Origin of the sequence: Streptomyces sp. NPDC102402, assembly GCF_044765765.1 — a bacterium.
Classification (GTDB): Bacteria; Actinomycetota; Actinomycetes; order Streptomycetales; family Streptomycetaceae; genus Streptomyces.
Genome location: NZ_JBIWKR010000002.1, coordinates 158415 through 183543, shown reverse-complemented (window position 1 = coordinate 183543; position 25129 = coordinate 158415). Strand labels below are relative to the sequence as shown.

The window sequence follows — 25129 nt, the reverse complement described above, 5'->3', positions numbered from 1 at the left end:
CGCCTCACGGATCAGTCCACCGGGCGCTCCGGCAGACCTTCTGCCAGCACCTCCGCGAGGTGCCGGGCCCGCCGTCCCGCCAGCTGTTCCAACTGGGTGCGGCAGGAGAAGCCGTCGGCCAGCAGTTCCGTTCCGGGTTCCGCCGCCCGCACGGACGGCAGGAGCTGGTCCTCCGCGCAGGCCACGGAGACGTCCCAGTGGCCCTTCTCGAAGCCGAAGTTGCCGGCCAGTCCGCAGCAGCCTCCGCTCAGCTCGCCGCTCAGCCCCGCCCTCTGCCGGAGCCTGCGTTCGGCGGCTTCACCGAGCACGGCGTGCTGGTGGCAGTGGGTCTGGCCGGCGACCGGCCGGTCCAGGCGGGGTGGGGTCCACTCGGGGGCGTACTCCTCCAGGTACTGGGCCAGGGTGCGGACGGCACCGGCGAGTTCGGCGGCGCGCGGGTCGTCGGGGAGGAGCTCCGGCAGGTCCGTCCGGAGCGCGGCGGCGCAGCTCGGCTCCAGGACGACGATCGGTTCGCCGAGGTAGGGGCCCAGACGGTCCAGGGTGCGGCGCATGACCCGGCGGGCCGCGTCGAGGCGGCCCGTCGACACGTAGGTGAGGCCGCAGCACACACCCCGGCGGGGCAGTACCGGCGTCCGGCCCGCCGCTTCCAGGACCCGGACCGCCGCCAGGCCGGCCTCGGGCGAGAGGTGGTCGGTGAAGGTGTCCGGCCAGAGGACGACGGGCGGGCCCGCCACCGCCGGGCGCCGGGTGCGGGCCCACGCCCGGAACGTCCGCCGGGCCAGGACGGGGAGCTCCCGCCGCGCGTCGATGCCGCCGAGCCGCTTGGCGAGGGCGGCGAGCGGACCGACCCGGGCCAGGGCGTTGAGCGCGCCCGCGAAGGGCGCGGCCATCCGCAGCCAGCGCGGGAGCCCGCCCATCGCGTAGTGCGCGGCGGGACGTGGCCGGCCCTTGTAGTGCTGGTGGAGGAACTCCGCCTTGTACGTGGCCATGTCGACGCCGACCGGGCAGTCGGTGCGGCAGCCCTTGCAGGACAGGCAGAGGTCGAGCGCGTCCCGTACCTCGGTGGACCGCCAGCCGTCCGTGATCACCTCGCCGGCGAGCATCTCGTGGAGCAGCCGGGCGCGGCCCCGGGTGGAGTGGGCCTCCTCGCCTGTCGCCCGGAAGGACGGGCACATCACGTCCGGACCCGCCTTCTCCGTACGGCACTTGGCGACGCCGACGCAGCGGCTGACTGCTGCCGAGAAATCGCCCCCGTCCTGCGGGTAGCCGAACGCGACGTCCACGGGGCGCTTCGGCAGCACGGCGAAGCGGAGATTCTCGTCGAGCCGTGCGGGGCGGGCCAGGATGCCGGGGTTGAGTCCGCCGTCCGGGTCCCACAGGTCCTTGAAGCGTGTGAACAGGCCGACCATCTCGTCCCCGTACATCCGGGGCAGCAGCTCGGCCCTCGCCTGCCCGTCGCCGTGTTCGCCGCTGAGCGATCCGCCGTGCGCGACGACGAGGTCCGCCTGGTCCTCGGAGAAGCGGCGGAAGCGCGCCACGCCCTCTTCGGTCCGCAGGTCGAAGTCGACGCGTACGTGGATGCACCCTTCGCCGAAGTGGCCGTACGGGGTGCCGCGCAGGCCGTGTTCGGCGAGCAGGGCCCGGAAGTCGCGCAGGTAGGGGCCCAGGCGGGCGGGCGGCACGGCGCAGTCCTCCCAGCCGGGCCACGCCTCCCCACCGTCCGGCATCCGGGTCGCGGTGCCGGCGGCGTCCTCGCGGATGCGCCACAGGGCCCGCATCGCGGCGGGATCGGTGACGACGGCTCCGTCCAGGGCGTCGGCGGCGCGCAGGATCCGTTCCGCACGGTCACGGGCCTCCCCCGGCGTCTCGCCGCCCGTCTCGACGAACAGCCAGGCGGCGCCGCGCGGCAGCCCCACCGGTTCGCGTACGAGGTCGGCGGCCATGCCCTCGACGGTGAGCGGGCCGTACGGGAGGAGACCGGGGGCGGCTTCGGCCGCGGCAGGCTCGTCGGCGTACCCGAGGACGGCGAGCGCGCGGGCGCGGGGCGCCTCGACGAGGGCCACGGTCGCCTCGGTGACCACGGCGAGGGTGCCCTCGCTGCCGCAGAGGGCGCGGGCGGGGTCCGGGCCGTGCTCGGGGAGCAGCGCGTCCAGCGCGTACCCGGAGATGCGGCGCGGAAGTGCCGGGAAGCCGGTGCGCAGGAGTGCGAGGTGGCCGGCGGCGAACTCGTGGAGCCAGGGGGGCGCGTCGGGCAGCCCCCGGCCGAGGTGCAGGGCGTCGCCGCCGCCGTAGCGCACGACGCGCAGGCTCCGGACGTTGTCGGCGGTGGTGCCCCAGGCCACGGAGTGCGGGCCGCAGGAGTTGTTGCCGATCATCCCGCCGAGCGTGCAGCGGCTGTGGGTGGAGGGGTCGGGGCCGAACGTCAGCCCGTGCGGGGCGGCGGCGGCCCGCAGGTCGTCGAGGACGACGCCGGGCTGGACGACGGCGGTGCGGGAGGCGGGGTCCAGCTCCAGGATCCGCCGCATGTGGCGGGTGAAGTCCAGGACGACACCGGTGCCGGTGGCCTGGCCGGCGATGGAGGTGCCGCCGCCCCTGGGGACGACCGGCGTGGCGTGTTCCCGGCAGACGCGGAGCGTCTCGGCGACGTCCTCCGCGTCGCGGGGAGCCACCACCGCCTGCGGGACGCGGCGGTAGTTGGACGCGTCCATCGTCGCCAGCGCGCGGGCGGCCGGGTCGGACTCCACGTCGCCGTGGACGGCCCGGGCGAGGTCCCGGGCGAGGTCAGGGTGCGGGGTGGCCATGCGGCCAGCATGCCGCGTCCGGCCTGCGGCCGGGGGGAGGACGAGGACACGAGGCCGGGGCGTAGGGCCCGGCCCCGGCGGTACCTCTCCTGCTCCTGCTCCTGCTCCTGCTCCTGCTCCTGCTCCTGCTCCTGCTGGCAGCCGAACGGCCCCCGGCCCCGGCGAGGGGCAGGAGGCCGTGGCGGGAGCGGCGTCTACTTCGCGCAGACCGCCTTGTCGGCCTCCACGCGCTGGATGTCCTCCGGCGCCTTGCTCGGGGCCGAGAGCGGGCTGCCCGCCTTCGTGAAGTCCGGCCCGAGGGTCAGCTTCATCGGGTCCATCTCGCCCGCGTCCGTCGTCGTCGGCTTGAGGGCCGAGGCCGAGAGGCCCATCATGTCGGCCAGCCTGCGGGCCTGGTCCGCCTGGTTGGGGGCGTAGACGAGCTGGGTCTTCTTCACGTCCTCGTCCGCGTTCGCCTGGTTCGTGGACTTGAGCACGCTCTCTTCGTTCTGCAGCCAGTCCAGGGCGTTCTGGGCGGAGCCGGCGGGGGCACCGCCGTTGTAGACGTCGACCCGGACGTCCGCCGCGTCGGCCATCTCGCCCTTGAGCTTGGCTGCCTCCGCGGCCTTCGCCTTGGCCTTCTCCTGCTTCTCCACCGCGGTGAAGGAGATGTCCTCGCGCATCATCGAGAAGACCTGCGGGGCCTTGGACTCGTCGAGGATGACGGTGGCCTTGTCGTCCGGGTTGTCCAGCACCGGGACCGTGGTGAACGTGATGTTCTTCGGGTCGACCGAGGCCAGCTCCATGCCCAGCTTGCGGAGCTGGTTGATGTCGTCGATCTTGTCGTCGACGGTGAGCGCCTTGGTGGCTGCCTCGGCGAGCGACCACATCTTGGTGGGGCTGGTCAGGGTGTCGTTGGACTTCAGCTTGCGCATCAGCGAGCCCAGGAACTGCTGCTGGATCTCGATGCGGCTCAGGTCACTGCCGAAACCGACGGAGTGCCTGGTGCGCAGGAAGGCGAGGGCCTGCTCGCCCTGAATGGTGTGCTCGCCCTTGGAGAGCTTGAGGTGCGAGTCGGAGTCGTCGATGTCCTTGGCGAGGCAGACGTCCACCCCGTCGACGGCGGTGGTCAGGCTCTTGACGGCGTTGAAGTCGGCGACCATGAAGTGGTCGACCTTCAGCCCGGTCAGTTCGGTGACGGTCCGCATGGTGCAGCTGGGGGTGCGGTCGGACTGTCCGAGGCTGGTGTTGAAGCGCCCGCCGGGGGTGGCCGGGATGTCCTTCTCGGTGCCGTCCTCCAGCTGGGTCGGACAGTCCGGGATGTCCGTTATCAGGTCGCGCGGGATGCTCAGCGCCGTGGCGTTGGTGCGGTCCTTGGAGACGTGGAAGAGGATGTTGGTGTCGGCGTGGCCGACACTGCCCGCGTCCCCGTAGCCCTCGTTGCCCTTGCCGGTCCGCTTGTCGGTCCCGATCACCAGGACGTTGATCGCCCGGTCCTTGCTGAAGCCGCCCGTGCCCGCGCCGTCGGTGGAGAGGGAGGTGATGTTGCCGTTGAAGTGCTCGTACACGAGGTACCCCGCGGTGCCGACGCCCACCAGCAGGAAGGCGAGCACACCGCCGGTCCACACCAGGGCCTTCTTCTTGCCGGACTTCTTGGACTTCGCCTTGCGCCGCCCGGCGGCCGGCGCGGCCGCCCGGCCCCCCTGCCTGCGTGACTCGTCGCGGTCCCCGCGTCCGCCGCCGGCCCCCCTGCGCCCGCCCCGCTGACCGGGCACGGAGGCACGGTCGCCCGGAGGCGCGGACTCCGGCTTCGGCCTGCGGCGCGGCGCCGCGGGCCTGGCATCGGTCGCACCGGCGGCACCGGACGATCGCCCTGAGGAAGGGGTCAGTCGCAGTTCGTAATCGCCGGTGTCGGGGTTGAGCACCCACTGGTCTGCGGGATCGATGCCCTCGTCCCGCCCACGGCCTTGCGCGTCCACGGTTGCTGCGTCCTCCGTCGGGGCCACGCGCGGCGCCTCCCCCTTCAAGGCGCGCGGTGTTTCTTAGCGGCAGTGTCGACCTGGCAGGTCGGCTGCACCGGAGCGCTCACACTAGCTGGCCACCGGCCCACGAGCGACGATCGTGACAAATCAAGCTTCACACAGGGTGCATAACGGCACATTCATCACTACTCACCCGCCCATCCCGGGGGTTGACACGGGAATCAGCACCCACAGGACACCGGCGGAGTCAGTTCAAGCCAGATTTCATACAGAAGTGGCCACAAGGAATCCCCAAACAAGTCGCCAATTCTCCTATAGTTGCCGTGACTTGATCAGGAACAATCAGCTCCAGTTGTGGTTCTTTCACCACCACCACACCGATTTGCCCTGATCGCACCTTCCGCCACACCTGTCCCCTTCCTCCCGCACCGTCCGCCCCGAGGACTCCGATTGCGCCCTTCACTCCGGCCGACCGCACTCGCCCTGCTGATATCGGCAGCCGTTACCGGTGCTCTGTGCCTGTGGGCGGTCGCCGCCGCTCCCGCCTCGGTACGGACACCGCTCACGTGGGGGGCGGGCGCCGCCTCCGTGCTGCTGTGCGTGGCGGTGACCGTCACGGTCCACACGCTCGCCACCGCCCGGAATCTGCGCGCGCTGCGGGCCGCCGACTCCGAACGCTTCACCGCCGAGACCTCCCGCCTCGTCTCGACCTCCGCCGCCGAGGCCCAGCGCTTCACGGCGGAGACCGCCCGGATCAGGTCGGCCGCCTCCGCCGAGGCCGCCCGTGCCACCGCCGAGGCGGACGACCGGGTCGCCCGCATCACCGCCGAGGCCGCCGAACAGCACGAGCGGCTCACCGCCGAGACCGCGCGGCTCACCGCCCGCGCCCGGCGCAGCGAGACCGAGCGTTCCGCTGCGGTCTCCGCGTGCGCCAACGCGGCGGGCCGGATGCAGGCCCTGTCCACGAGCATGCTGGCCGACCTCCGGGAGATGGAGCACCGGCACACGGCCGAGGACGTGCTCGGTGACCTGCTGCACCTGGACCACCGCACGGCCCAGGCCGGCCGTCTCGCCGACTCCATCGCCGTGCTGACCGGTGCGCGCTCCGGGCGCCGCTGGGCCAAGCCGATCGTGATGGAGTCGATCCTGCGCGGAGCGATGGGCCGTATCGGCGGCTACCAGCGCATCCGCCTCCACTCGACCAGCGACGTGGCGATCGCGGGCCACGCCGCCGAGGGCGTCATGCACGCCCTGGCCGAACTCCTTGACAACGCTGCCAACTTCTCGCCGCCCACCGCCGAGGTGCACGTGTACGTCGAGGAGGTCCCGGCGGGGATCGTCGTCACCGTCGAGGACAGCGGCCTGGTGATGAGCGACGTGCAGCTGCGCCGCGCCGAGCGCGCCGTGTCCGCCGACAACCAGGACCTCACGGGGATCTCCGGCACCCGGCTGGGCCTCGCCGTCGTCGGCCGGCTGGCCAGGAAGCACGGCCTCACCGTCTCCTTCCGGCCTTCGGCGCGCGGCGGCACGGGCGCGCTGATGATGCTGCCGCAGGAGCTCATCTCCCGTACGCCCGCTCCGCTCCCCGAGCCCGTGCAGGAGCCCGCCCGGCGCCCCGAGCCGGAGCCGGACCACACGACGCCGGACGCCCGGAGCCAGGCCGCGGCGGCCGGCTCCCCCGGGGCCGCGTCGCGAGCGGACGAGGCGCCCCGGAGCACGGAGTCGGCGTCCGAGTCCACCGGTGCCGTCCCCCAGTTCGGTGAGAGCGGCCTGCCCAAGCGCCGCCGCGGCCGCACCCTGGCCGCCGCCGAAGCCCGTACAGGCAATGCCGTCCCCGGCGGAGCCGAGTCCCCCCGGCCCCGTACCACCGACGCGAAGGTCCAGGCTGCCCGCTTCAGCACCTTCAGCCAGGCGGTACGAGCCAATTCCCCGCACCCGGAAGGCAACACCCGATGAGCGCGACCACCGACGAGAAGCTCAACTGGCTGCTGGAGGGGCTGCTCGACCGCACGCCCGGCACCCGGCACGCCCTCGTCCTGTCCCGGGACGGCCTGAAGCTCTGCCGCACCCCCGAACTCTCCGTCGACCAGGCCGACCAGCTGGCCGCGATCTCCGCGGGCATCCAGAGCCTGTCGCACGGCGCGTCGATCGAGTTCGGTGACGGCACCGGCGGCGTGCGGTCCGCGATGACGGAGTTCTACGGCGGTGTGCTGTTCATCGTCGAGGCGGGCGCCGGCGCCCACCTGGCGGTCGTGGCCGCGGAGGACTCCGACGTCGGCCTGGTGGGCCACAACATGAGCGAACTCGTCGAGCAGCTCGGTGAGTACCTCGTGGCCCCGCCCCGTGACCCCGCGGGGCCCGGAGACACGGCGTCCACGGTCACGGAAACCGCTGACGTATGACGCCGGTCCCGCGCCCCCGCCCCGGACGCGACGACGACCCGGACCGGCTGTACACCCTCACGGGTGGCCGCAGCCGGTCGGACTCCGCCGCGTTCGACCTGGTGACACTCGTCGTCGCCGAATGCGAACCGAACCCCGGGATGCAGTCGGAGCACGTCGCGATCCTGCGGATGTGCGACAGCCCCACCGCGGTCGTCGAGATCTCGGCCACCCTGAATCTGCCCGTCAGCATCGTCCGCATCATGCTGTGCGACCTGCTCGACACCGGCCGGATCAGCGCCCGCCACCCCCGTACTGCACGTGTCGAGGACCGGCTCCCCGACACCGACACCCTGGAACAGGTGCTCGTTGGACTCCGCAACCTCTGACCGTGCCGCCCTGCAGGCGACGGCCGACAACGGACTGAAGATCGTCGTCGTCGGCGGCTTCGGGGTCGGCAAGACCACCATGGTCCGATCCGTGAGCGAGATCCGTCCGCTCAACACGGAAGAGACCATGACCCGCGCGGGCGAGGCCGTCGACGACCTCGACGGTGTTCACTCCAAGACGTCCACCACGGTCGCCTTCGACTTCGGCCGCATCACGCTCGACGCGCGATCGGTCCTCTACCTCTTCGGCGCGCCCGGACAGGAGCGCTTCTGGTTCCTGTGGGACCGCCTCTTCTCCGGCACCCTGGGCGCCGTCGTGCTCGTCGACACCCGGCGGCTCGCGGACTCCTGGTACGCGATCGACCGGCTGGAGCACCACGGCACGCCGTTCATCGTCGCGTGCAACGACTTCGGCGGCTCCTTCCACACCGAGCAGCAGATCCGTGAGGCCCTCGACCTGTCCCCCGACGTCCCGCTCGTGGAGTGCGACGCCCGGGACCGCTCCTCCAGCAAGTACGTCCTGATCACGCTGGTCGAGCACCTCCACGCCCTCTCCGTCGCCCGTGCGAAGGGCGCCGGAGCGGCGCTCGCGGGCGGCCAGGGCGCCTCGATGACCCCGGAGCGCACCCCGTGACCAAGTGCCCCGTGTCCCACGGTTCCGTACCCCTGTCCGGGCCGCGGTTCCAGACCGACCCCGTGCAGCTGTACCGGGACATGCGCCGTGACCACGGCGCCGTGGCCCCCGTCGTGCTCGACGGCGACATCCCCGCGTGGCTGATCCTCGGCTACCGCGAGCTGCACCAGGTCACCAACGACCCGGTGCTCTTCAGCCGCGACTCGGACCTGTGGAACCAGTGGGAGAACATCCCGGACACCTGGCCGCTGCTGCCGATGATCGGGCGCAAGCAGCCGTCGATCCTCTACACCGTCGGTGAGCGGCACACCGTCCGCCAGGCCATGATCAGCAACGCGCTGGAGGGCGTCGACCCGTTCGCGCTCAAGCAGTACGCGGAGGAGTTCGCCGACGACCTCGTCGACCGCTTCTGCTCCACGGGCCGCACCGACATCATCGCCGAGTACGCGATGCTGCTCCCGGCCCGCGTCCTGGCGAAGCTCTACGGCTTCAGCGACGAGGTCGGCGGCCCCCTCGTGGGCGCGCTCAACGACATGATCGACGGCCGCGAGCGCGCGCTGGCCGGGCAGCAGCACCTGGGCGCCGCCATGGGGCAGCTCCTCGCCGACAAGCACGCCGAGCCGGGTGACGACGTCGCGACGCGGATGCTCCAGGACCCGGGCGGCTTCACCGACGAGGAGGTCGCCCAGGACCTCATGGTGATGATGGCCGCGGGCCACCAGCCGACCGCCGACTGGATCGGCAACTCGCTGCGGCTGATGCTGACCGACGACCGTTTCGCCGCGTCGCTCTCCGGCGGCCGGCACAGCGTCGGCGAGGCCATGAACGAGGTGCTCTGGGAGGACACGCCCACCCAGAACGTCGCGGGCCGCTGGGCGTCCCGCGACACCCACCTCGGCGGACGGCACATCCGCGCCGGCGACCTGCTGCTCCTAGGCATCGCCGCCGCCAACGGCGACCCGCAGGTGCGCACCGACGGTTCCGCGCTGACCGGCGGCAACAACGCGTTCCTCTCCTTCGGACACGGCGAGCACCGCTGCCCGTTCCCGGCCCAGGAGACCGCGGAGGTCATCGCCCGTACGGGGATCGAGGTGCTCCTGGACCGGCTCCCGGACGTGGACCTCGCCGTCCCCGCCGAAAAGCTGACCCGGCGTCCCTCCCCGTGGCTGCGCGGGCTGACGGAGCTGCCGGTGCACTTCACGCCCACCCCCGCACTTGGAGGCCAGAAATGACCCGGATCGCCCTCGATCCCTTCGTCGCCGACCTCGACGCCGAGAGCGCCGCGCTGCGTGCCGCCGGACCTCTGGCCGAGGTGGAGCTCCCCGGAGGGGTCCACTGCTACGCGGTGACGCATCACGCGGAGGCCCGCCAACTGCTCACCGACAGCCGTGTGGTGAAGGACATCAACGTCTGGAACGCCTGGCAGCGCGGTGAGATCCCGATGGACTGGCCGCTGATCGGTCTCGCCAACCCGGGCCGCTCCATGCTGACCGTCGACGGCGCCGACCACCGCAGGCTGCGCACCCTCGTCGCGCAGGCGCTGACCGTGAAGCGGGTGGAGCGGCTGCGGTCCGGCATCGAGGCGCTGACGAACGCCTCCCTGGACAAGCTGGCGGCCCTGCCCAAGGGCGAGACGGTGGACCTGAAGGCGGAGTTCGCCTATCCGCTGCCGATGAACGTCATCAGCGAGCTGATGGGCGTGGACGCGGCCGACCACCCCCGGCTCAAGGAGCTGTTCGAGAAGTTCTTCTCGACCCAGACGCCGCCGGAGGAGGTCCCGCAGATGATGGCGGACCTCGGCACCCTCTTCACGAAGATCGTCGACGACAAGCGGGCGAACCCGGGCGACGACCTGACCAGCGCGCTCATCGCGGCGTCCGAGGACGGCGACCACCTCACCAACGAGGAGATCGTCAACACGCTGCAGCTGATCATCGCGGCCGGTCACGAGACGACGATCAGCCTGGTCGTCAACGTCGTGGAGGCGCTCCAGACCCACCCCGAGCAGCGCAAGCGCGTGCTGAACGGCGAGGTCCCGTGGGAGGACGTGATCGAGGAGACCCTGCGCTGGAACACGCCCACCTCGCACGTCCTGATCCGCTTCGCGACCGAGGACATCGAGGTCGGCGACAAGATCCTGCCGAAGGGCGAGGGCCTGCTCATCTCCTTCGGCGCGCTGGGCCGCGACGAGAAGCAGTACGGGCCGACCGCCGGTGAGTTCGACGTCACCCGCTCCCCCAACCGCCACATCGCCTTCGGCCACGGCCCGCACGTCTGCCCGGGCGCCGCGCTGTCCCGGCTGGAGGCGGGGGTCGCCCTGCCCGCGCTGTACGAGCGCTTCCCCGACCTGGACCTCGCGGTACCGGCCTCCGAGCTGCGGAACAAGCCGATCGTGACCCAGAACGACCTGCACGAGCTCCCGGTCGATCTGGGCTGACCCCGCACGTCTCCCCGGCCGCACAGGCCGTCCACGACCCGGAGCGCGCATCTCATCCGACGGACACGGTCCCCGACCGCTTCCCGGAGGGACTACGCTCCGGGTCGTGGCTGACATCCAGATTCCCGCTGACCTCAAGCCCGCCGACGGACGTTTCGGCGCCGGGCCCTCCAAGGTGCGGACGGAGGCGGTCGACGCTCTGGCCGCGACCGGCACCTCCCTTCTCGGTACGTCCCACCGCCAGGCCCCGGTCAAGAACCTGGTCGGCGAGGTGCGTGACGGCGTACGCGGCCTCTTCTCCCTCCCCGAGGGATACGAGGTGATCCTGGGCAACGGCGGCTCCACCGCCTTCTGGGACGTCGCGACGCACGGACTGATCGAGTCGAAGTCCCAGCACCTGAACTTCGGCGAGTTCTCGTCCAAGTTCGCGAAGGCCGCCAAGCTCGCCCCGTGGCTGGCCGACCCGACCGTCATCGCCTCGGACCCGGGCACCCACCCGGACCCGGAGGCCGAGGCTGGCGTCGACGTGTACGCCTTCACCCACAACGAGACCTCGACGGGCGTCGCCGCGCCGGTCAAGCGGGTCGCGGGCGCCGACGAGGGTTCCCTGGTCCTGGTGGACGCCACCTCCGGCGCGGGCGGCCTGCCGGTCGACATCACCGAGACGGACGTCTACTACTTCGCCCCGCAGAAGTCCTTCGCCTCCGACGGCGGCCTGTGGATCGGCGTGTTCTCCCCGGCGGCCCTGGAGCGCGCGGCGCGCGTCCACGCCTCGGGCCGGCACGTCCCGGAGTTCTTCTCGCTGCCCACGGCGATCGACAACTCCCTGAAGAACCAGACGTACAACACCCCGGCGCTGGCCACCCTCTTCCTGCTGAACGAGCAGCTGAAGTGGATGAACAGCCAGGGCGGCCTGGACTTCACGACCGGCCGCACCGCGGCCTCCTCGCAGCACCTGTACGGCTGGGCCGAGGAGTCCAAGTACGCCACCCCGTTCGTCACCGACCCGGCGAAGCGCTCGCAGGTCATCGGCACGATCGACTTCGAGGACGGCATCGACGCGGCGGCCGTCGCCAAGGTGCTCCGCGCCAACGGCATCGTCGACACGGAGCCGTACCGCAAGCTGGGCCGCAACCAGCTGCGCGTCGCGATGTTCCCGGCGATCGACCCGGCGGACGTCCAGGCGCTCACCGCCTGCATCGACTACGTCATCGACAAGCTGTAACCCGTGCCCTCCGGAACGGCCCTGCGCACCGCGAAGGTGCGCAGGGCCGTTTCTGCTTCACTCGGCCGGGTGATGAACCGCCTGCGGGACGAAGTGGGGCGTCCCGCCCTACGATGATGTCCTCGACACCAGCCATTCCAGGAGGGCCCGCCATGTCTGCAGCCGCAGTCGAGCACCCCTGTGACGATGAGCCGGAACCGATGCTCGTGACGGCGAACCGTCTCATGGAGCAGCTTCCGGGTTATCGCGTCGAGATCATCGGAGGCGTCATCACCGTGGCCCCACCCCCGGACGGCCCGCACGCCAATGCGCTGACCACACTCATGGTCCCCTTCCTGGCCGCAGGACTCCACGGCGAGGAGACCGCAGTCCTCCAGTCGATCGGCCTGTGGCTGCCCGGCGGCCCCGAGGACTACGCCATCCCGGACCTCGCCATCGTCGACGCCGACTTCGACGAGCACCTGATCGAGAACAACTGCTACGACCCGGTGGCCTTCCGCCTCGTGCTGGAGGTCACCTCCAGCAACTACAAGAGCGACCTTCGCAACAAGGTCGCGACGTACGCCGAGGCCAAGATCCCGGTGTACGTCATCCTGGACCGCCGCCACGGCCGCCTCCACGTGCTGACGGAGCCCACCGGCTGCACGTACGACAGCCACGAGGTCTACGCCCCGGGCCAGTCGGCCGCGCTTCCCGCTTCGATCGGTGCGGAGATGGCCCTCGACGTCGCCGAGCTGGTCAAGGCGGGCCGCCCCCGCTCCTGAGGGCGTTGTCAGCACCGGCTGTCACGTTCCCCGGCATGACGAGGACCGTGCCGTACACCGGCGGCGAGAGGGAATCCCCGCACGCGAGTCCGGACCGGCACCGGGACGTGGTGCTGTGGAAGCTGGAGGGGCTGGACGACGGGCAGGTGCGCCGCCCTATGACCCCCACGGGGACGAATCCGCCGGGCCTGGTCAAGCATCTGGCGACCGTCGAGTACGGCTGGTTCCGCAGCCCGTTCGGGCGCGCGACCGGGGACTTCCGGTTCGACACGTCCACTGCCTGAGCCCGGGGTCCGCCGCGTTCACCACTCGCCCTCGGTGACCCGGACGACCAGCACCGCCACGTCGTCGCGTTGCGGGGCGTCCGCCAGTCCACGGGACAGCGCCTCCAGGAGTTGCGGCAGCGGCTCGTCCCCGTGGGCGGCCAGCGTGGCCGCGGTCTGCTGGATGCTCACGTCGATGTCGTCGTCCCGGCGTTCGACCAGGCCGTCGGTGTACAGCAGGAGCACGCTGCCCCGGGGGAGGTCGTGCGTGTGGTCGTGGCGGGTGTGGGCGTTCGGGGTGCCGAGCAGGAGGAGGTCGTGCTCGCCCAGTTCACTCACGCGGCCGTCGGGTGTGCGCAGCAGCGGCGGGGGGTGTCCGGCGTTGGACCAGGTCAGCCGCCACCGGCCGCCGTCCGGGTCGAGGCGGGCGTGCACCGCGGTGGCGCCGGGGCCCAGGGGCAGCGCGTCGAAGGCCGCGTCGACCGAGGCGAGGGCGGCCGCGGGCGAGTGCGCCGGATGGCCGAGGGTGGCCTGCCGGAGCATGCTGCGCACCTGACCCATCACGGCCGCGGCCTGGACGTCGTGGCCGATGATGTCACCGATGGACACCATCAGAGACGGCCGCGAGGACGCCGGGAGCCCCGGCAGCAGGTAGGCGTCGTACCAGTCGCCGCCCACCATGTCCTGGTCGGTGGCCGGCAGGTACAGGGCGGACATGTCCAGTCCCGGCACCGCGGGCAGGTCCGTCAGCATCGCGGCCTGCAGCCCTTCGGCGGTGCTGAGCCGGTTCTCGACGAACAGGGTGCGTTCCACCGCCTGGCTCACGTATCCGGCCACCGCGGTGAGGGCCGCCTCCTCCGTGACCGTCAGGACGTGGGGGTCGGGCCAGCACCACATGAGCACACCGCGGCCGCCCGTCAGCGGTACGCACAGGACGGAGCTGAGGCCCAGTGCGTCGTATCCGGCGACGGCCTCGGCGCTGAAATCCTCCACGAGCACGCTGTGGTCCGGGACGAAGACGGTGCGCTGTTCGCGCATGGCCAGGGTGCTGGGGAATCCGGCGTCCAGGTCCAGGCGCTCGATGGCGGCTTCCACGGACTTCACGTCGTCGGGGTCGACCACGCGCCACAGTCCCCGTCCGTCCGCGAGGAGCAGACCCACGAAGGACGGAGCGGAGGGCCCGTGGAACAGCCGGCGCAGGCGCCGGGTGAGGTCGGTGAGGTCGCGTGAGTGGCCCAGCTCCACGGAGGCCCGCAGCAGCAGGTCGGCGTGGTCGCGGTCCTGCCGGAGGCGCTCGGAGGCGATCCGCAGGCGGAGCTCCACCGAGCAGGCCGCGGTGAGGTCACCGAGGTCCTGCAGTTCGCCCTGGGTCCACTTCCGGGGCGTGTGGTCGATGGCGCAGAGCGAGCCCAGCACGCGTCCGTCGGCGTCGGTCAGCGGCATCCCCGCGTACGCGATCACCTGCAGGTCGGGGATGGCGAGGCTCGCGCAGGTGCGCGGGTGGATCCGTGTGTCCTCCAGGATCAGCGGCCGGCCGTCGACGACGACGTGCTGGCAGAAGGAGTGGCTCAGAGGGGTCTCGCGCCACGTCGCCCAGGGCTCGGCGAGCCCGACCATGCCGGGGAACACCTGCCGGTCGGCCTCCAGCAGGGAGACCAGGGACACCGGGACGCGCAGGAACCGGGCGACGAGCCTCGCGAACCGGTCCATGCCGGGATCGGCCGCCGCCGTGAGCCCCGCGAGCCGCAGGGCTTCCAGCCTCCCCAGTTCGCCCACCCCAGGGCCTCCGTCGGTCGCTCGGCACGGGACGCGGAGTCGTGTACCGCGTACTGACGAAGGTATAAGACAATTCCCGCCATGTCGTGATCAGAGACCACGCCCGGGGTCCGTCGGCCGCCCCGCTCCGGCCTCCTGGGGCGCGTCCCGCCGCCACCGCGTCTCACCGTCCGCCCGCTCGCCCGTCGGGCGGAGCCCCGCGGCTGCGGCCACGGCGGCGGAGGCCGCGTGCTCCGGGTGGATGTGGGCGACGACGGTACGGACGGATCCCCGGTCCAGCAGGTGGCCGACCAGGCCCGTCGCCGCCTCCTTCGCGTATCCCCTGCCCTGCCACCTGGCCCCGACCACCCAGGCCACCTCCGCCCGCGCCCCGCGCACGGTGGCCTGCACGTATCCGGCGAGGTATCCGCCGGCGCGCAGCCGCAGCACCCAGTTCCACCAGAGTTCGGCGGGGTCGGGCGAGCCGGCGACCTGGCGCTCGTAGCGGGCGCGCAGGGCTCCGGCGTCCTCCGGGGAGCCTCCCGTGTAGGTGTGGAGGGTGGGGTCGAAGAGGACGGCGGCCATCTCCTCCGCGTGCGCGACGTCGAGCGGGACCGCGTCGAGGCGGGGGGTGGAGAAGGGCTCGGGCGCACCGTGTGCCTGCATGGGCCGGAGCCTACGCGCGGGTCAGCGGCTGAGCCGCCGGAATCTGCGTACGGCGAGCGGCAGGAACACCAGCGTGATCACCAGCGGCCAGACCAGCGCCATCAGCAGCGCGTGCTGCTCGACCCAGGTGCCTCCGCTCGCGACCGGGTTGCCGAACAGCTGCCGGACGGCCGTCACGGTCGAGGAGACCGGGTTCCAGGCGGCTGCCGCGCCCAGCCAGCCGGGCATCAGCGAGGGTGCGACCAGGGCACTGGAGATCATCGTCACGGGGAACGCGATCGCGTACAGCCCGCCCGCCGACTCCGCGTTCGGGACGACCAGCCCCAGCCAGACGCCCACCCAGATCAGGCCGAACCGCAGGAGCAGCAGGAGCCCGAACGCGCTCACGGCCTCCAGTGGGGTGCCGGCCGCCCGCCAGCCGATCGCGAGTGCCGTGCCCGCGAGGATCGCCAGCTCGGCGCACGCCACCACGAGGTCCGCGGCCCCGCGCCCGGTGGCGACGGCGGACGGGGCCATCGGCATGGACCGGAAGCGGTCGATGACGCCCTTGCCGGCGTCGGTGACCACGGCCATGGCGGTGGTCATGAAGCCCATCGTCATGGTGGTGGCGAACATGCCGGGCATGAGGAACTCCCGGTAGTCACCGCCCCCGGGGACCTTCATCGCGCTGCCGAGGACATAGCCGTACAGCAGCACGGAGATGATCGGGAAGCCGAGCTGCCAGACGATCGTGAGCGGCTGCCGCTGGTAGTGGGTGAGGCTGCGGCGGGTGACGTTCCAGCAGTCGGCGAGGGCCCAGTAGGCACGGCTCCGCTCGCGGACCGCGGTGGTGGTGTGGAGTCCGAGCGCGGTCATGCGGCGGCCTCCATGCCGTGCGCGGTTCCTGCTCCGCGCCCCGTCAGGCGCAGGAACACGTCGTCCAGGCTCGGCCTGCGCAGCCCGATGTCCTCCACCGCGATCCCCTCGTCCTGCAGGACCCGCACCACCTCGGTGAGCGCGGCCACCCGGTCGGTGACCTGGGCGTGCACCCGCCGGTCCCCCTCGTCCGTCACGACCAGCCCGCCGCCCGCGGCCCGGTCCACGGCCTGCGCCACCGCCGGCAGGTCGGCCGGCTCGGCGGCGACGACCTCGATCCGGTCGCCGCCGACCCGGTCCTTGAGCCCGTCCGGGCTGTCGTCCGCGATGGCCCGGCCCCGGTCGATGACCGTGATGTGTGAGGCCAGCCTGTCCGCCTCGTCGAGGTACTGCGTGGTCAGCAGTACCGTCGTGCCGCCCGCGACGAGCGCCCGTACGGCGTCCCAGACCTCGCCGCGGCTCCGCGGGTCGAGCCCGGTCGTCGGCTCGTCCAGGAACAGCACCGCCGGCGCGAGGATCATCGAGGCGGCCAGGTCGAGCCGCCGCCGCATGCCGCCGCTGTACTCCCTGACGCCCTTGTCCGCGGCATCGACCAGGTCGAACTGCTCCAGCAGTTCTCCGGCCCGCCGCAGGGCCCCGCCGCCCAGATGGAAGAGGCGGCCGAACATCTCCAGGTTCTGCCGTCCGGTGAGCACCTCGTCCACGGCGGCGTACTGCCCCGCGAGCCCGATCCTGCTCCGCACGCGGTGCGGTTCGCGTGCCACGTCCAGGCCGGCGACCTCGGCCCTGCCCCCGTCGAACCGCAGCAGGGTGGCGAGCACCCGTACGGCGGTGGTCTTCCCCGCGCCGTTCGGGCCGAGCAACCCGTGCACGGTCCCGGGGCGGACGGCCAGATCGAGTCCGTCGAGGGCGCGCTTCTCCGCGGCCCCCTTCCTCGGCCCGTACCTCTTCACCACTCTCTCGGCCAGCACGGCATATCCGGACGCGGACATGTGCTCACTCCCCTTCCCGGTTCACCCAGCAACTGAGTACACCGTACCTGATTATGGGTACACCGTACTCGGTTTTGCCGCCGAGGCTTACCCTGAGGCCATGACGAAGAGCGGACCGGCAGACGGCACCACCACCGGCAGCGGCGACATCGCCCGCAGCCTGGAGCTCCTCTGGGGCACGGGCGAACGCCCCAGCCGCGGCCCCAAGCCGGGCCTCACGCTCGACCGGATCGTGGCCACGGCCGTCGGCGTCGCGGACGCGGAGGGCCTCGACGCCCTGTCGATGCGGCGGCTCTCCACGGAGCTCGGCACCGGCACGATGACGCTCTACCGCTACGTCCCCGGCAAGGCGGAGCTGCTCGACCTGATGCTGGACCGCGTCCAGGGCGAGCCGCTCACGAGGGACGCCTCCGAGGTGCCCGGGGACTGGCGGGTGGCCGTCGACGCCATGGCCCGCACCTACCGGGCCACACTCCGGGCCCACCCATGGCTCCTCAAGATCAACCAGGCCCGCACGGCGCTCGGCCCGAGCGCTCTGCGCGGCCTCGAACTGGCCCTGACCGGCCTCCGCGGGATGGGCCTCACCGATCCCGAACTGATCAGCGTGATCATCACCGTGAACAGCTTCGTGGAGGGCCTCGCCCGCACCGAGACCCACGCCGCGGAAGCGGCCGGGGAGACGGGCCTGAGCGACGCCGCCTTCTGGGAGAGCCAGCGCCCCTACCTGGCGCGGGCCATGCTGAGCGGCGGCTACCCGCGCATGGCCGCCCTCTCGGAGGACGCCTTCGGGAGCGACTTCGACCACTTCACCTTCGGCCTCGGCCGCATCGTCGACGGCCTCGAGGCCCTCGTGCGGCGACGGGCCGCGGAATAGGGCGAAAAACCCGCTTCGCACGGGATTCATGCACCATGGAATACATGGAGACGATCCGTGAGCTAGAGCCTTTCGTGAAGCAGTACACCGTCCTGCTCAGCAGCCGCAGGCCGGACGGATCAGCTGCCCGTACTCCCGTCAGCATCGCCGTCGAAGGCGATCACGCCTACATCCGTACGTTCTCCTCCGCCTGGAAGGTCGACCGGATGCGCAACCACCCGGTGGTGGAGATCGCCCCGTGCACCGTGCGGGGCGCGCCGACAGGGCCGCCCGTGAAGGCCTGGGCACGGCTCCTTCCGCAGGACTCGAAGGAGAACACCCACGCCTCCAGGACCCTTTCCCGGAAGTACCCGGCGCTCCAGGGCGTGGCCGTCCCGCTCACCCACCGGCTGAAGCGCGACCACACGCTGCACTACGAACTGCGGCCGGTCACCGACGACATCTGAGCGGGGCCGGCGGACGGACACCCCAGAGCGCGGACCGGACCCCGCGAGGCCCAGAAGGGCCCCACTGGTGCTCACCTGTCCGGACTGGGCCAGGGACGCCCCCCGCCCGACCACTGCGGGGGAGCTCTCCTCGCACGCGAACGGGCGGCGTACGCCGGCGGGTCGCCGGGTACGCCGCCCGCGGGAGCAGTGCCCTACTTCGGGTCGCGGCTGAAGAGCGAGGTGGACCAGCGGTAGCCGAGGGCGGCCAGGCCGATGGACCAGGCCAGGGCGAGCCATCCGTTGTGGCCGATCTCGGTGCCCAGGAGAAGGCCTCGGAGGGTCTCGATGGCCGGGGTGAAGGGCTGGTATTCGGCGATGGGCTGGAACCAGCCTGGCATGGCGGCGATCGGGGTGAACGCGCTGGAGATCAGCGGCAGGAGGATCAGGGGCATCGCGCTGTTGCTTGCCGCTTCGGCGTTCGGGCTGGCCATGCCCATCCCGACCGCGATCCAGGTGAGGGCCAGGGCGAAGAGGGCGAGCAGTCCGAAGGCCGCCAGCCATTCCAGGACCGTGGCGTCCACGGAGCGGAAGCCGATGGCCACGCCGACCGCACCGACGAGGGCGACGCTGGCGACCGACTGCAGAACGCTGCCGATGACGTGCCCGATCAGCACGGAGCCGCGATGGATGGCCATGGTGCGGAAGCGGGCGATGATGCCTTCGGACATGTCCGTGGCTACGGAGACCGCGGCGCCGATGACGGTGCTGCCGATGGTCATCAGCAGGATGCCCGGGAGGATGTAGGCGATGTAGTCGGAGCGGTCCGCGTCGGCGCCGCCGATCCCGGCGCTCATGACGTCGCCGAAGACGTAGACGAAGAGCAGCAGCAGCATGACCGGGGTGAGCAGCAGGTTCAGCGTCAGGGACGGGTAGCGGCGGGCGTGCAGGAGGTTGCGGCGCAGCATCGTGGACGAGTCGCGCACGGCAAGGGACACAGGACTCATCGGACGGTCTCCTTCGGCTGGTTCGGCTGGTTCGGCCGGTCGGTGGTGCTGGTCAGGGCGAAGAAGACGTCGTCCAGGTCGGGTGTGTGCACGGTCAGTTCGTCGGCGTCGACACCCGCGGCGTCCAGCCGGTCGAGGACGGAGCGCAGGTCGCGCTGACTGCCGTCACTCGGGATCTGCAGGGCCAGGGCCTCGTCGTCCCTGGTGACCTCGCCCAGGGCTCCGACGGCGGTGCGGTAGGCGTCCGGGTCGGCGAAGCGGAGCCGGACGTGCCCACCGGGGACGAGCCGCTTCAGCTCGTCCGCGCTGCCCTCGGCGGCGATCCTGCCGTCGTGGAGCACAGCGATACGGTCGGCGAGCTCGTCCGCCTCCTCCAGGTACTGGGTGGTCAGGAAGACCGTCACCCCGTCCGTGACGAGCTCCCGGATGATGCCCCACATGGTGTGACGCGACCGCGGGTCCAGGCCCGTGGTCGGCTCGTCGAGGAAGATGATCCGCGGACCGCCCACCAGCGTCATCGCGATGTCCAGGCGCCGCCTCATACCGCCGGAGTAGCTCGCGGCCGGCTTCTTCGCCGCCTCCACCAGATCGAACCGCTCCAGCAGCTCGGCGGTCACCCGCCGGCCCTCGCTCCTGGACAGGTGGTGCAGGTCCGCCATGAGGAGCATGTTCTCCTCACCCGTGATCAGCCCGTCCACGGCGGAGAACTGCCCCGTCACGCCGATCGCGGCCCGCACGCCGTCAGGTGACGCGGCGACGTCGTGGCCCCCGACCTGCGCCTGCCCGCCGTCCGCGGAGACGAGAGTGGAAAGGATCTTCACGACCGTGGTCTTGCCGGCACCGTTCGGCCCGAGCAACGCGAACACCGAACCCGCCGGAATCCGCAGGTCGACACCGCCCAGGACCGTCTTGTCGCCGTACGACTTGCGCAGACCGACGGCGGAGACGGCCGCGGGCGAGCGACCCTCACTCCTGTTGGACATGTGCATGACAGAAAAAGACATGGAGTCCTCCGGTTGAAGGATGAAGGGAGGTGAAGACTGAAGGGGGTGAAGGCTGAAGGGGCGGGACGCCGCCGGTCTCGAACGTGACGATCAGGCGGCTCAGGTGGGGCGGGGCGACTCAGGCGGCTCGGGCAGGTCGGGCGGCTCAGGCCGGCTCAGCCGGCCGGGCGAGCAGCGCTGCGCTGCGCTTGAGGCGCGCACGGCCCCCGGTTCAGGACTTGGCGCGGCGGATCTCGATGTTGCCGAATCGCGTACGGGCCCGGACCTCGACGGCGTCCGCGGATTCGTCCGGCCCCTCGGACGCGGTGAGCGCGTTGTGCACCTGTCCGGAGCCCGAGCTGGCGTCGATCCAGGCGGCGGTGCCCTCCCGGATGCCGATCTCGATGGCACCGTAGGAGTTCTCCAACTTGACGGTGCCGCGGGCGACATCGCCGATGCGCAGGGTGCCGTGGGCCGTGGTGGCGGAGACCGAGGCCTCGGCGCGCTCGATGAGGATGTCGCCGTTGGCGCCGCTCACGCGCAGATCACCGAGGGCCTCGCCGACGACCGTGGTGCCGTGCGAGTTCTTCAGGACGGCGGACCCTTCGACGCTGCCGACGCGCATACTGCCGGAGCTCGTCGTGATCTCGGCGGAACCGGCGACGCGGTCCACGGTGACGTTGCCGTGGGACGCCGTCAGATGCAGCGGACCGGTGGCGTCGAGGCGGACGTCGCCCGAGGAGGTCTTCACCCGGACCTCACCGAGCCGGCCCTCGCCGTGCACCTGGGTCCAGGCACCGGTCACGTCCACCTGAGACCCCGTGGGCAGTTCGACCGTCACGTCGACGGTGCCGGTGCGCCCGATGAGGTACCGCTGCTTGGGCGTCCGGACGGCCAGCAGGCCGCTCACGCAGTCCACTTCGGTCTGCTCGGCCGCCCGGACGTCCTGGTCCTTCTTCGGGTCGCGGGGCCGCACGTCGACCGAGGTCTCCAGACGGTCGGAGGCGATGAAGCGGATGGATCCGGCTGACACGTGGGCGGTGACCGAGATCGCTGCGGGGGTGTCGAAAGAAGGCATGGCTGTCCCGTCCTGTTGGGTCTTCGCGGCGTCCTCGCTGGTAGGACGTGGTGGGGATGAAGCGATTCGGGGCCGGGGCGCGGTCAGCGCACCCAGCCGGTGAAGCTCTGCCCGACGGCGCGGGCGGCACGGGTCTTCTCCGCCGCACGCGACGGGGCGCCCCCGTCGACAGCGGCAGACACGGCACGCACCAGCCACGCGTTGACCGAGAGGCCCTCGCGGTTCGCGGCCTCCTCGGCGCGCGCCTTGAGGTGGGCGGGCAGGCGCAGATTGACGCGGGCGGTGCCGCTGTCGTCGCTGTCGGCCGGCACCGGGGCCGGCGCCTTGAGCGGCTCGGCCGGGCGGCCGTAACCCTCGTACGCCTGGTCATCGGCCGGCCTCGTCACCACGAAGTCGGGGTCGAGCCCGCGCAGCCGCACGTCGACCGAGCCCGGGGCGAGCTCACGGGTGATCTCGTCCATCGCGGCGGAGAGCACGTTGAGCATCGTCAGGCGGGTCGCCGACTCCAGGGGAGCGGTGAGCCGCTCGGCCAGCTCGCGGGCTTCTTCGCCACCGGCCTCGGCGGCTACCGCGAGTTCGCGGCGGAGGTTGTCGACATACGGCGTGAGGTCCATGACGCCATCATGGCACCATCATGGCGCCACATGCAAGCCCTCATGAGTGTCACTCGGAGGGAACTCCGCACAACACGCCCCTGAGCTGCAAAAACGTGACGCCATCAAGGTGCGTCAAACCGATGCCACAGGGACGCCGGCCCTGCGTGGCGCCCCCGATGGCACCTCATGGCACCACTGGAGGTGCACCCGACAGACACGCAGGAAGCACCGGCGCCCTAACCCTCGACGCCGCCATTGACACCTCCGCCACCCTGGATGCCCTGGATGCCCTGGATGCCCTGGATGCCATCGACAGCCTCTCCCGCAGGCCCGCTCGCCTCGATCCCGCTGTCGTCGGGGCCGACCGCCCGGCCTTCCCAGTGGAGGACCCGCCAGCCTTCCCCGGGAGCGCCGGAGAGGATGACGACTCCGGTGTTCCGCAGTTCACGTGCGGGCGCGTAATGGACGTCGATGTTCTCGGCGCGCACCCCCGACCACATGCGGATGGCGGCACCGTGGCTGACCATGGCCACGGTCTCGGCCCCGGTGGCCGCGGCCTCTTCGACGACGGCGTCGAAGCGCCGCAGTGCCTCCGCCCCGTCCTCCCCGCCCGGCATCCGGAGCGCGGTGTCCCCCGACACCCAGGCGAAGACCGTGGTCATGTAGGTCTCGACGGCCTCGTCGTCCCCGCGCAGCTCCAGATCGCCGGCGGACAGCTCCCGGATTCCGTCCCGCACATGGACCTCCAGCCCGGTCCGAGCCGCCAGCGGCGCGATCGTGAGCTGGGTGCGGAGCAGCGTGGAGGCGTAGAGGGCGTCGATCTTCTCCGCGGCCAGCGCGTCCGGGAGAGCGTCCGCCTGGTCCTGCCCCAAGGGGGTCAGGGCGGCGCCGGGCTCGGCGGTGTCCAGGAGGCGCTTGACGTTGGAGGGTGTCTGACCATGGCGTATGAGCAGCAGCCGCATGAGGGGATCGGTCTCCGGGTGAGCAGGTGGAAGGGCTTCCCACTGTGCCACCGCGGGCCGCCCGCACCGCACCGCGGCGGGTGAGAGCCCGATCGGCGGCTCCACCGCGGCCCCATGGCAGCCCTACCGCGACCAGGGAGCGGAGCAGCGCCGGTCAGCGCGCGGAGAGCCGCTCCATCAGGGCGGCGCTGCGCGCCAGCACCTCGCGCTCCTCACCGGTGAGCTCGAGCTCGATGGCCTGGGCGAGCCAGCCCGCCCTGCGCCCGCGCTCGGCCTCGAGCGCGGCCCGCCCCGCGGGGGAGAGCTCCACCAGGGCTTTGCGGCCGTCGGTGGGATGCGCACGGCGGACGACGAGCCCCTGCTCCATGAGCAGGCCGACCGCACGGGCCATGGACTGGGGCCGTACGCGCTGATCCGCCGCCAGGTCGCTGGTGGTCATGGCCCCGTCGCGGTCGAGGGTGCCGAGCACCGAGACCTGCCCGAGCGGAATCCGGTCCTCGTGCTTCACCCGCCGCGTGAGTCTGCCCATCGCGGTACGCAGTTCGGTGGCGACGGCGGCGGGTTCCGGGGTGGGCATACGGCACTTTAACCGGTACCGCACAGCGAGGCCCCGGCCCTCATCCGCATCTCAGAACTACACAGCAGAACTGAACAGCACAACTGAACAGCATTGCTGTAGAGTCACTGTCGTCGCGGCACGCGCCAGCGTTGTCGCAGCAGGGCCGCGGCACGCTTCAACGCGAAGGAACTCTCATGCTTTCCAGAGCAGTTGAGTCAACCGCCATCCGGTCCGTCATCGCCCGCAGGGTCCTCGACAGCCGGGGCAATCCCACCGTCGAGGCCGATGTCCTCCTCTCCGACGGACCCCTCGGCCGCGCGGCAGTCCCCTCCGGCGCCTCCACCGGCGCACGGGAGGCCGTGGAGCTGCGGGACGGCGACCCCGGACGCTGGCACGGCAAGGGAGTCGACCGGGCGGTCGCCCACGTCAACGGCGAGATCGCGTCAGCGGTCCTCGGGCGTGACGCCGGCGACCAGGCGGGGCTCGACGGGGCGCTCGTCGCGCTCGACGGCACGGCCGACAAGTCCCGGCTCGGCGCCAACGCGCTCCTCGGCGTCTCCCTCGCCGCGGCGAAGGCCGCCGCCGCCGCGCACCGCCAGCCGCTCTACCGCTACCTAGGCGGCGCCGACGCCCGTCTCCTCCCGCTGCCGATGATGAACATCGTCAACGGCGGTGCCCACGCCGACAACCCGCTGGACTTCCAGGAGTTCATGATCGCCCCGGTCGGTGCGGAGACCTTCGCGGAGGCCGTCCGCATGGGCTCAGAGATCTTCCATACGCTCCGTCGCGATCTGCTGTCCGCCGGGCACTCCACGGGCGTCGGCGACGAGGGAGGCTTCGCGCCCGCACTCCGCACCGCCGAGGAGGCACTCGACTTCGTCATGAAGGCCGTCGAGCGCACCGGCTACCGGCCGGGCACGGACATCGGTCTGGTCATGGACCCCGCCTCGTCGGAGTTCTTCCACGACGGTGCGTACGTGTACGCCGGTGAGGGTGTGCGCCGTACGCCCGCCGAACAGGCCGACTACCTGGCCGGGCTGATCGACGCGTACCCGATCGTCTCCATCGAGGACCCGATGGCCGAGGACGACTGGGAGGGCTGGCGGGAGTTGACCGCACGCGTCGGCGACCGCTGCCAGCTGACCGGCGACGACGTGTTCTGCACCGACGAGGCCCTCCTGCGCGAAGGCATCCGCACCGGTGCCGGCAACTCGGTCCTGGTCAAGGTCAACCAGATCGGCACCCTCACCGAAGCTCTCTCCACGGTCGCCACGGCGCACCGGGCGGGCTGGACCGCCGTCATGTCGCACCGCTCCGGCGAGACGGAGGACACCACGATCGCGGACCTGGCGGTGGCGACGGGCTGCGGTCAGATCAAGACCGGCTCACTGTCCCGGTCCGACCGCACGGCGAAGTACAACCAGCTCATCAGGATCGAGGAGGAACTGGGCGCGTCCGCCCGGTACGCGGGCGGAGCGGTACTGCACCGTTCCTGACGCCGCTCGCACGGGCCGGTTGCAGA

General features: G+C 71.8%; 23 protein-coding genes and 1 pseudogene. 12 read left to right on the top strand and 12 right to left on the bottom strand.

Going from position 1 to position 25129, the window contains the following annotated elements; translation table 11 throughout:
* Nucleotides 1-11 precede the first annotated feature (11 nt).
* Together ACIRJR_RS05655 and ACIRJR_RS05650 are read right to left on the bottom strand one after the other, a co-directional pair.
* Complete coding sequence (locus ACIRJR_RS05655) at nt 12-2801, bottom strand: FAD-binding and (Fe-S)-binding domain-containing protein (RefSeq protein ID WP_403774318.1); 2790 nt, start codon at nt 2799-2801, stop codon at nt 12-14.
* A gap of 194 nt (nt 2802-2995) precedes the next feature.
* Nucleotides 2996-4759, bottom strand: coding sequence for an LCP family protein (locus tag ACIRJR_RS05650; protein WP_403774315.1), 1764 nt, complete (start codon nt 4757-4759; stop codon nt 2996-2998).
* A 453-nt stretch (nt 4760-5212) separates the two neighbouring features.
* On the opposite strand from ACIRJR_RS05650, the gene ACIRJR_RS05645 reads away from it, so the two are divergent.
* From ACIRJR_RS05645 to ACIRJR_RS05605, 9 genes and pseudogenes are all read left to right on the top strand, one after another.
* Complete coding sequence (locus ACIRJR_RS05645) at nt 5213-6718, top strand: ATP-binding protein (RefSeq protein WP_403774311.1); 1506 nt, start codon at nt 5213-5215, stop codon at nt 6716-6718.
* The gene (locus tag ACIRJR_RS05640; protein WP_403774308.1) at nt 6715-7164 is read left to right on the top strand and encodes a roadblock/LC7 domain-containing protein; all 450 of its coding nucleotides are present in this window, start codon (nt 6715-6717) and stop codon (nt 7162-7164) included. The genes ACIRJR_RS05645 and ACIRJR_RS05640 overlap by 4 nt, the downstream gene beginning before the upstream one ends.
* Nucleotides 7161-7532: a DUF742 domain-containing protein gene (locus ACIRJR_RS05635; protein ID WP_329231576.1), complete on the top strand. Its 372-nt coding sequence runs from the start codon at nt 7161-7163 to the stop codon at nt 7530-7532. Before ACIRJR_RS05640 ends, ACIRJR_RS05635 begins: the two co-directional genes overlap by 4 nt.
* Entirely contained in the window at nt 7513-8166 is a 654-nt protein-coding gene (locus tag ACIRJR_RS05630; protein ID WP_403774305.1) for a GTP-binding protein, read from the top strand. The genes ACIRJR_RS05635 and ACIRJR_RS05630 overlap by 20 nt, the downstream gene beginning before the upstream one ends.
* The gene (locus ACIRJR_RS05625; protein WP_403774302.1) at nt 8163-9398 is read left to right on the top strand and encodes a cytochrome P450; all 1236 of its coding nucleotides are present in this window, start codon (nt 8163-8165) and stop codon (nt 9396-9398) included. The genes ACIRJR_RS05630 and ACIRJR_RS05625 overlap by 4 nt, the downstream gene beginning before the upstream one ends.
* Nucleotides 9395-10603: a cytochrome P450 gene (locus ACIRJR_RS05620; protein ID WP_403774299.1), complete on the top strand. Its 1209-nt coding sequence runs from the start codon at nt 9395-9397 to the stop codon at nt 10601-10603. Before ACIRJR_RS05625 ends, ACIRJR_RS05620 begins: the two co-directional genes overlap by 4 nt.
* Before the next feature lie 106 nt (nt 10604-10709).
* Complete coding sequence (serC, locus tag ACIRJR_RS05615; protein ID WP_403774296.1) at nt 10710-11828, top strand: phosphoserine transaminase; 1119 nt, start codon at nt 10710-10712, stop codon at nt 11826-11828.
* Between the two features lie 152 nt (nt 11829-11980).
* A complete protein-coding gene (locus ACIRJR_RS05610) occupies nt 11981-12592 on the top strand; it encodes a Uma2 family endonuclease (protein ID WP_403774293.1) in 612 nt (203 codons plus the stop codon).
* Between the two features lie 35 nt (nt 12593-12627).
* Nucleotides 12628-12870: pseudogene (locus tag ACIRJR_RS05605) on the top strand (DUF664 domain-containing protein); the annotation flags it as partial.
* A 24-nt stretch (nt 12871-12894) separates the two neighbouring features.
* On the opposite strand, the gene ACIRJR_RS05600 reads toward ACIRJR_RS05605, so the two are convergent.
* From ACIRJR_RS05600 to ACIRJR_RS05585, 4 genes are all read right to left on the bottom strand, one after another.
* Nucleotides 12895-14631 (bottom strand): GAF domain-containing SpoIIE family protein phosphatase, encoded by a 1737-nt coding sequence (locus tag ACIRJR_RS05600; protein ID WP_403774290.1) that lies wholly within the window; start codon nt 14629-14631, stop codon nt 12895-12897.
* Between the two features lie 90 nt (nt 14632-14721).
* Entirely contained in the window at nt 14722-15276 is a 555-nt protein-coding gene (locus ACIRJR_RS05595; protein ID WP_403774287.1) for a GNAT family N-acetyltransferase, read from the bottom strand.
* A 21-nt stretch (nt 15277-15297) separates the two neighbouring features.
* Complete coding sequence (locus ACIRJR_RS05590; RefSeq protein ID WP_403774284.1) at nt 15298-16131, bottom strand: ABC transporter permease; 834 nt, start codon at nt 16129-16131, stop codon at nt 15298-15300.
* Complete coding sequence (locus tag ACIRJR_RS05585; RefSeq protein WP_403774281.1) at nt 16128-17123, bottom strand: ATP-binding cassette domain-containing protein; 996 nt, start codon at nt 17121-17123, stop codon at nt 16128-16130. Before ACIRJR_RS05585 ends, ACIRJR_RS05590 begins: the two co-directional genes overlap by 4 nt.
* A 100-nt stretch (nt 17124-17223) precedes the next feature.
* Here ACIRJR_RS05585 and ACIRJR_RS05580 point away from each other — a divergent pair, with 100 nt between their 5' ends.
* Both ACIRJR_RS05580 and ACIRJR_RS05575 read left to right on the top strand, forming a co-directional pair.
* Nucleotides 17224-17997: a TetR/AcrR family transcriptional regulator gene (locus ACIRJR_RS05580; RefSeq protein ID WP_403774278.1), complete on the top strand. Its 774-nt coding sequence runs from the start codon at nt 17224-17226 to the stop codon at nt 17995-17997.
* 44 nt (nt 17998-18041) lie between these two features.
* A complete protein-coding gene (locus ACIRJR_RS05575) occupies nt 18042-18443 on the top strand; it encodes a PPOX class F420-dependent oxidoreductase (protein ID WP_403774275.1) in 402 nt (133 codons plus the stop codon).
* A gap of 194 nt (nt 18444-18637) precedes the next feature.
* Here the strand turns inward: ACIRJR_RS05575 and ACIRJR_RS05570 are convergent, their stop codons facing one another.
* The 6 genes from ACIRJR_RS05570 to ACIRJR_RS05545 all read right to left on the bottom strand — a co-directional run bounded on the left by ACIRJR_RS05570 (nt 18638) and on the right by ACIRJR_RS05545 (nt 23625).
* Nucleotides 18638-19429 carry an ABC transporter permease gene (locus ACIRJR_RS05570; protein ID WP_403774272.1) on the bottom strand — a complete coding sequence of 264 codons (792 nt, stop codon included), beginning with the start codon at nt 19427-19429 and terminating at the stop codon, nt 18638-18640.
* Complete coding sequence (locus ACIRJR_RS05565) at nt 19426-20433, bottom strand: ATP-binding cassette domain-containing protein (protein WP_403774269.1); 1008 nt, start codon at nt 20431-20433, stop codon at nt 19426-19428. Before ACIRJR_RS05565 ends, ACIRJR_RS05570 begins: the two co-directional genes overlap by 4 nt.
* Before the next feature lie 211 nt (nt 20434-20644).
* The gene (locus ACIRJR_RS05560; RefSeq protein ID WP_403774267.1) at nt 20645-21490 is read right to left on the bottom strand and encodes a DUF4097 family beta strand repeat-containing protein; all 846 of its coding nucleotides are present in this window, start codon (nt 21488-21490) and stop codon (nt 20645-20647) included.
* 83 nt (nt 21491-21573) lie between these two features.
* Nucleotides 21574-22104, bottom strand: a complete 531-nt coding sequence (locus tag ACIRJR_RS05555; RefSeq protein ID WP_403774264.1) for a toxin-antitoxin system HicB family antitoxin — start codon at nt 22102-22104, stop codon at nt 21574-21576.
* A gap of 218 nt (nt 22105-22322) precedes the next feature.
* Nucleotides 22323-23048, bottom strand: a complete 726-nt coding sequence (locus ACIRJR_RS05550) for a histidine phosphatase family protein (protein ID WP_403774261.1) — start codon at nt 23046-23048, stop codon at nt 22323-22325.
* Nucleotides 23049-23202: 154 nt separating this feature from the next.
* The gene (locus ACIRJR_RS05545; RefSeq protein WP_403774258.1) at nt 23203-23625 is read right to left on the bottom strand and encodes a MarR family winged helix-turn-helix transcriptional regulator; all 423 of its coding nucleotides are present in this window, start codon (nt 23623-23625) and stop codon (nt 23203-23205) included.
* 176 nt (nt 23626-23801) lie between these two features.
* Between ACIRJR_RS05545 and eno the strand changes: the two genes are divergently transcribed.
* A complete protein-coding gene (eno, locus tag ACIRJR_RS05540) occupies nt 23802-25103 on the top strand; it encodes a phosphopyruvate hydratase (RefSeq protein ID WP_403774255.1) in 1302 nt (433 codons plus the stop codon).
* Nucleotides 25104-25129 lie beyond the last annotated feature (26 nt).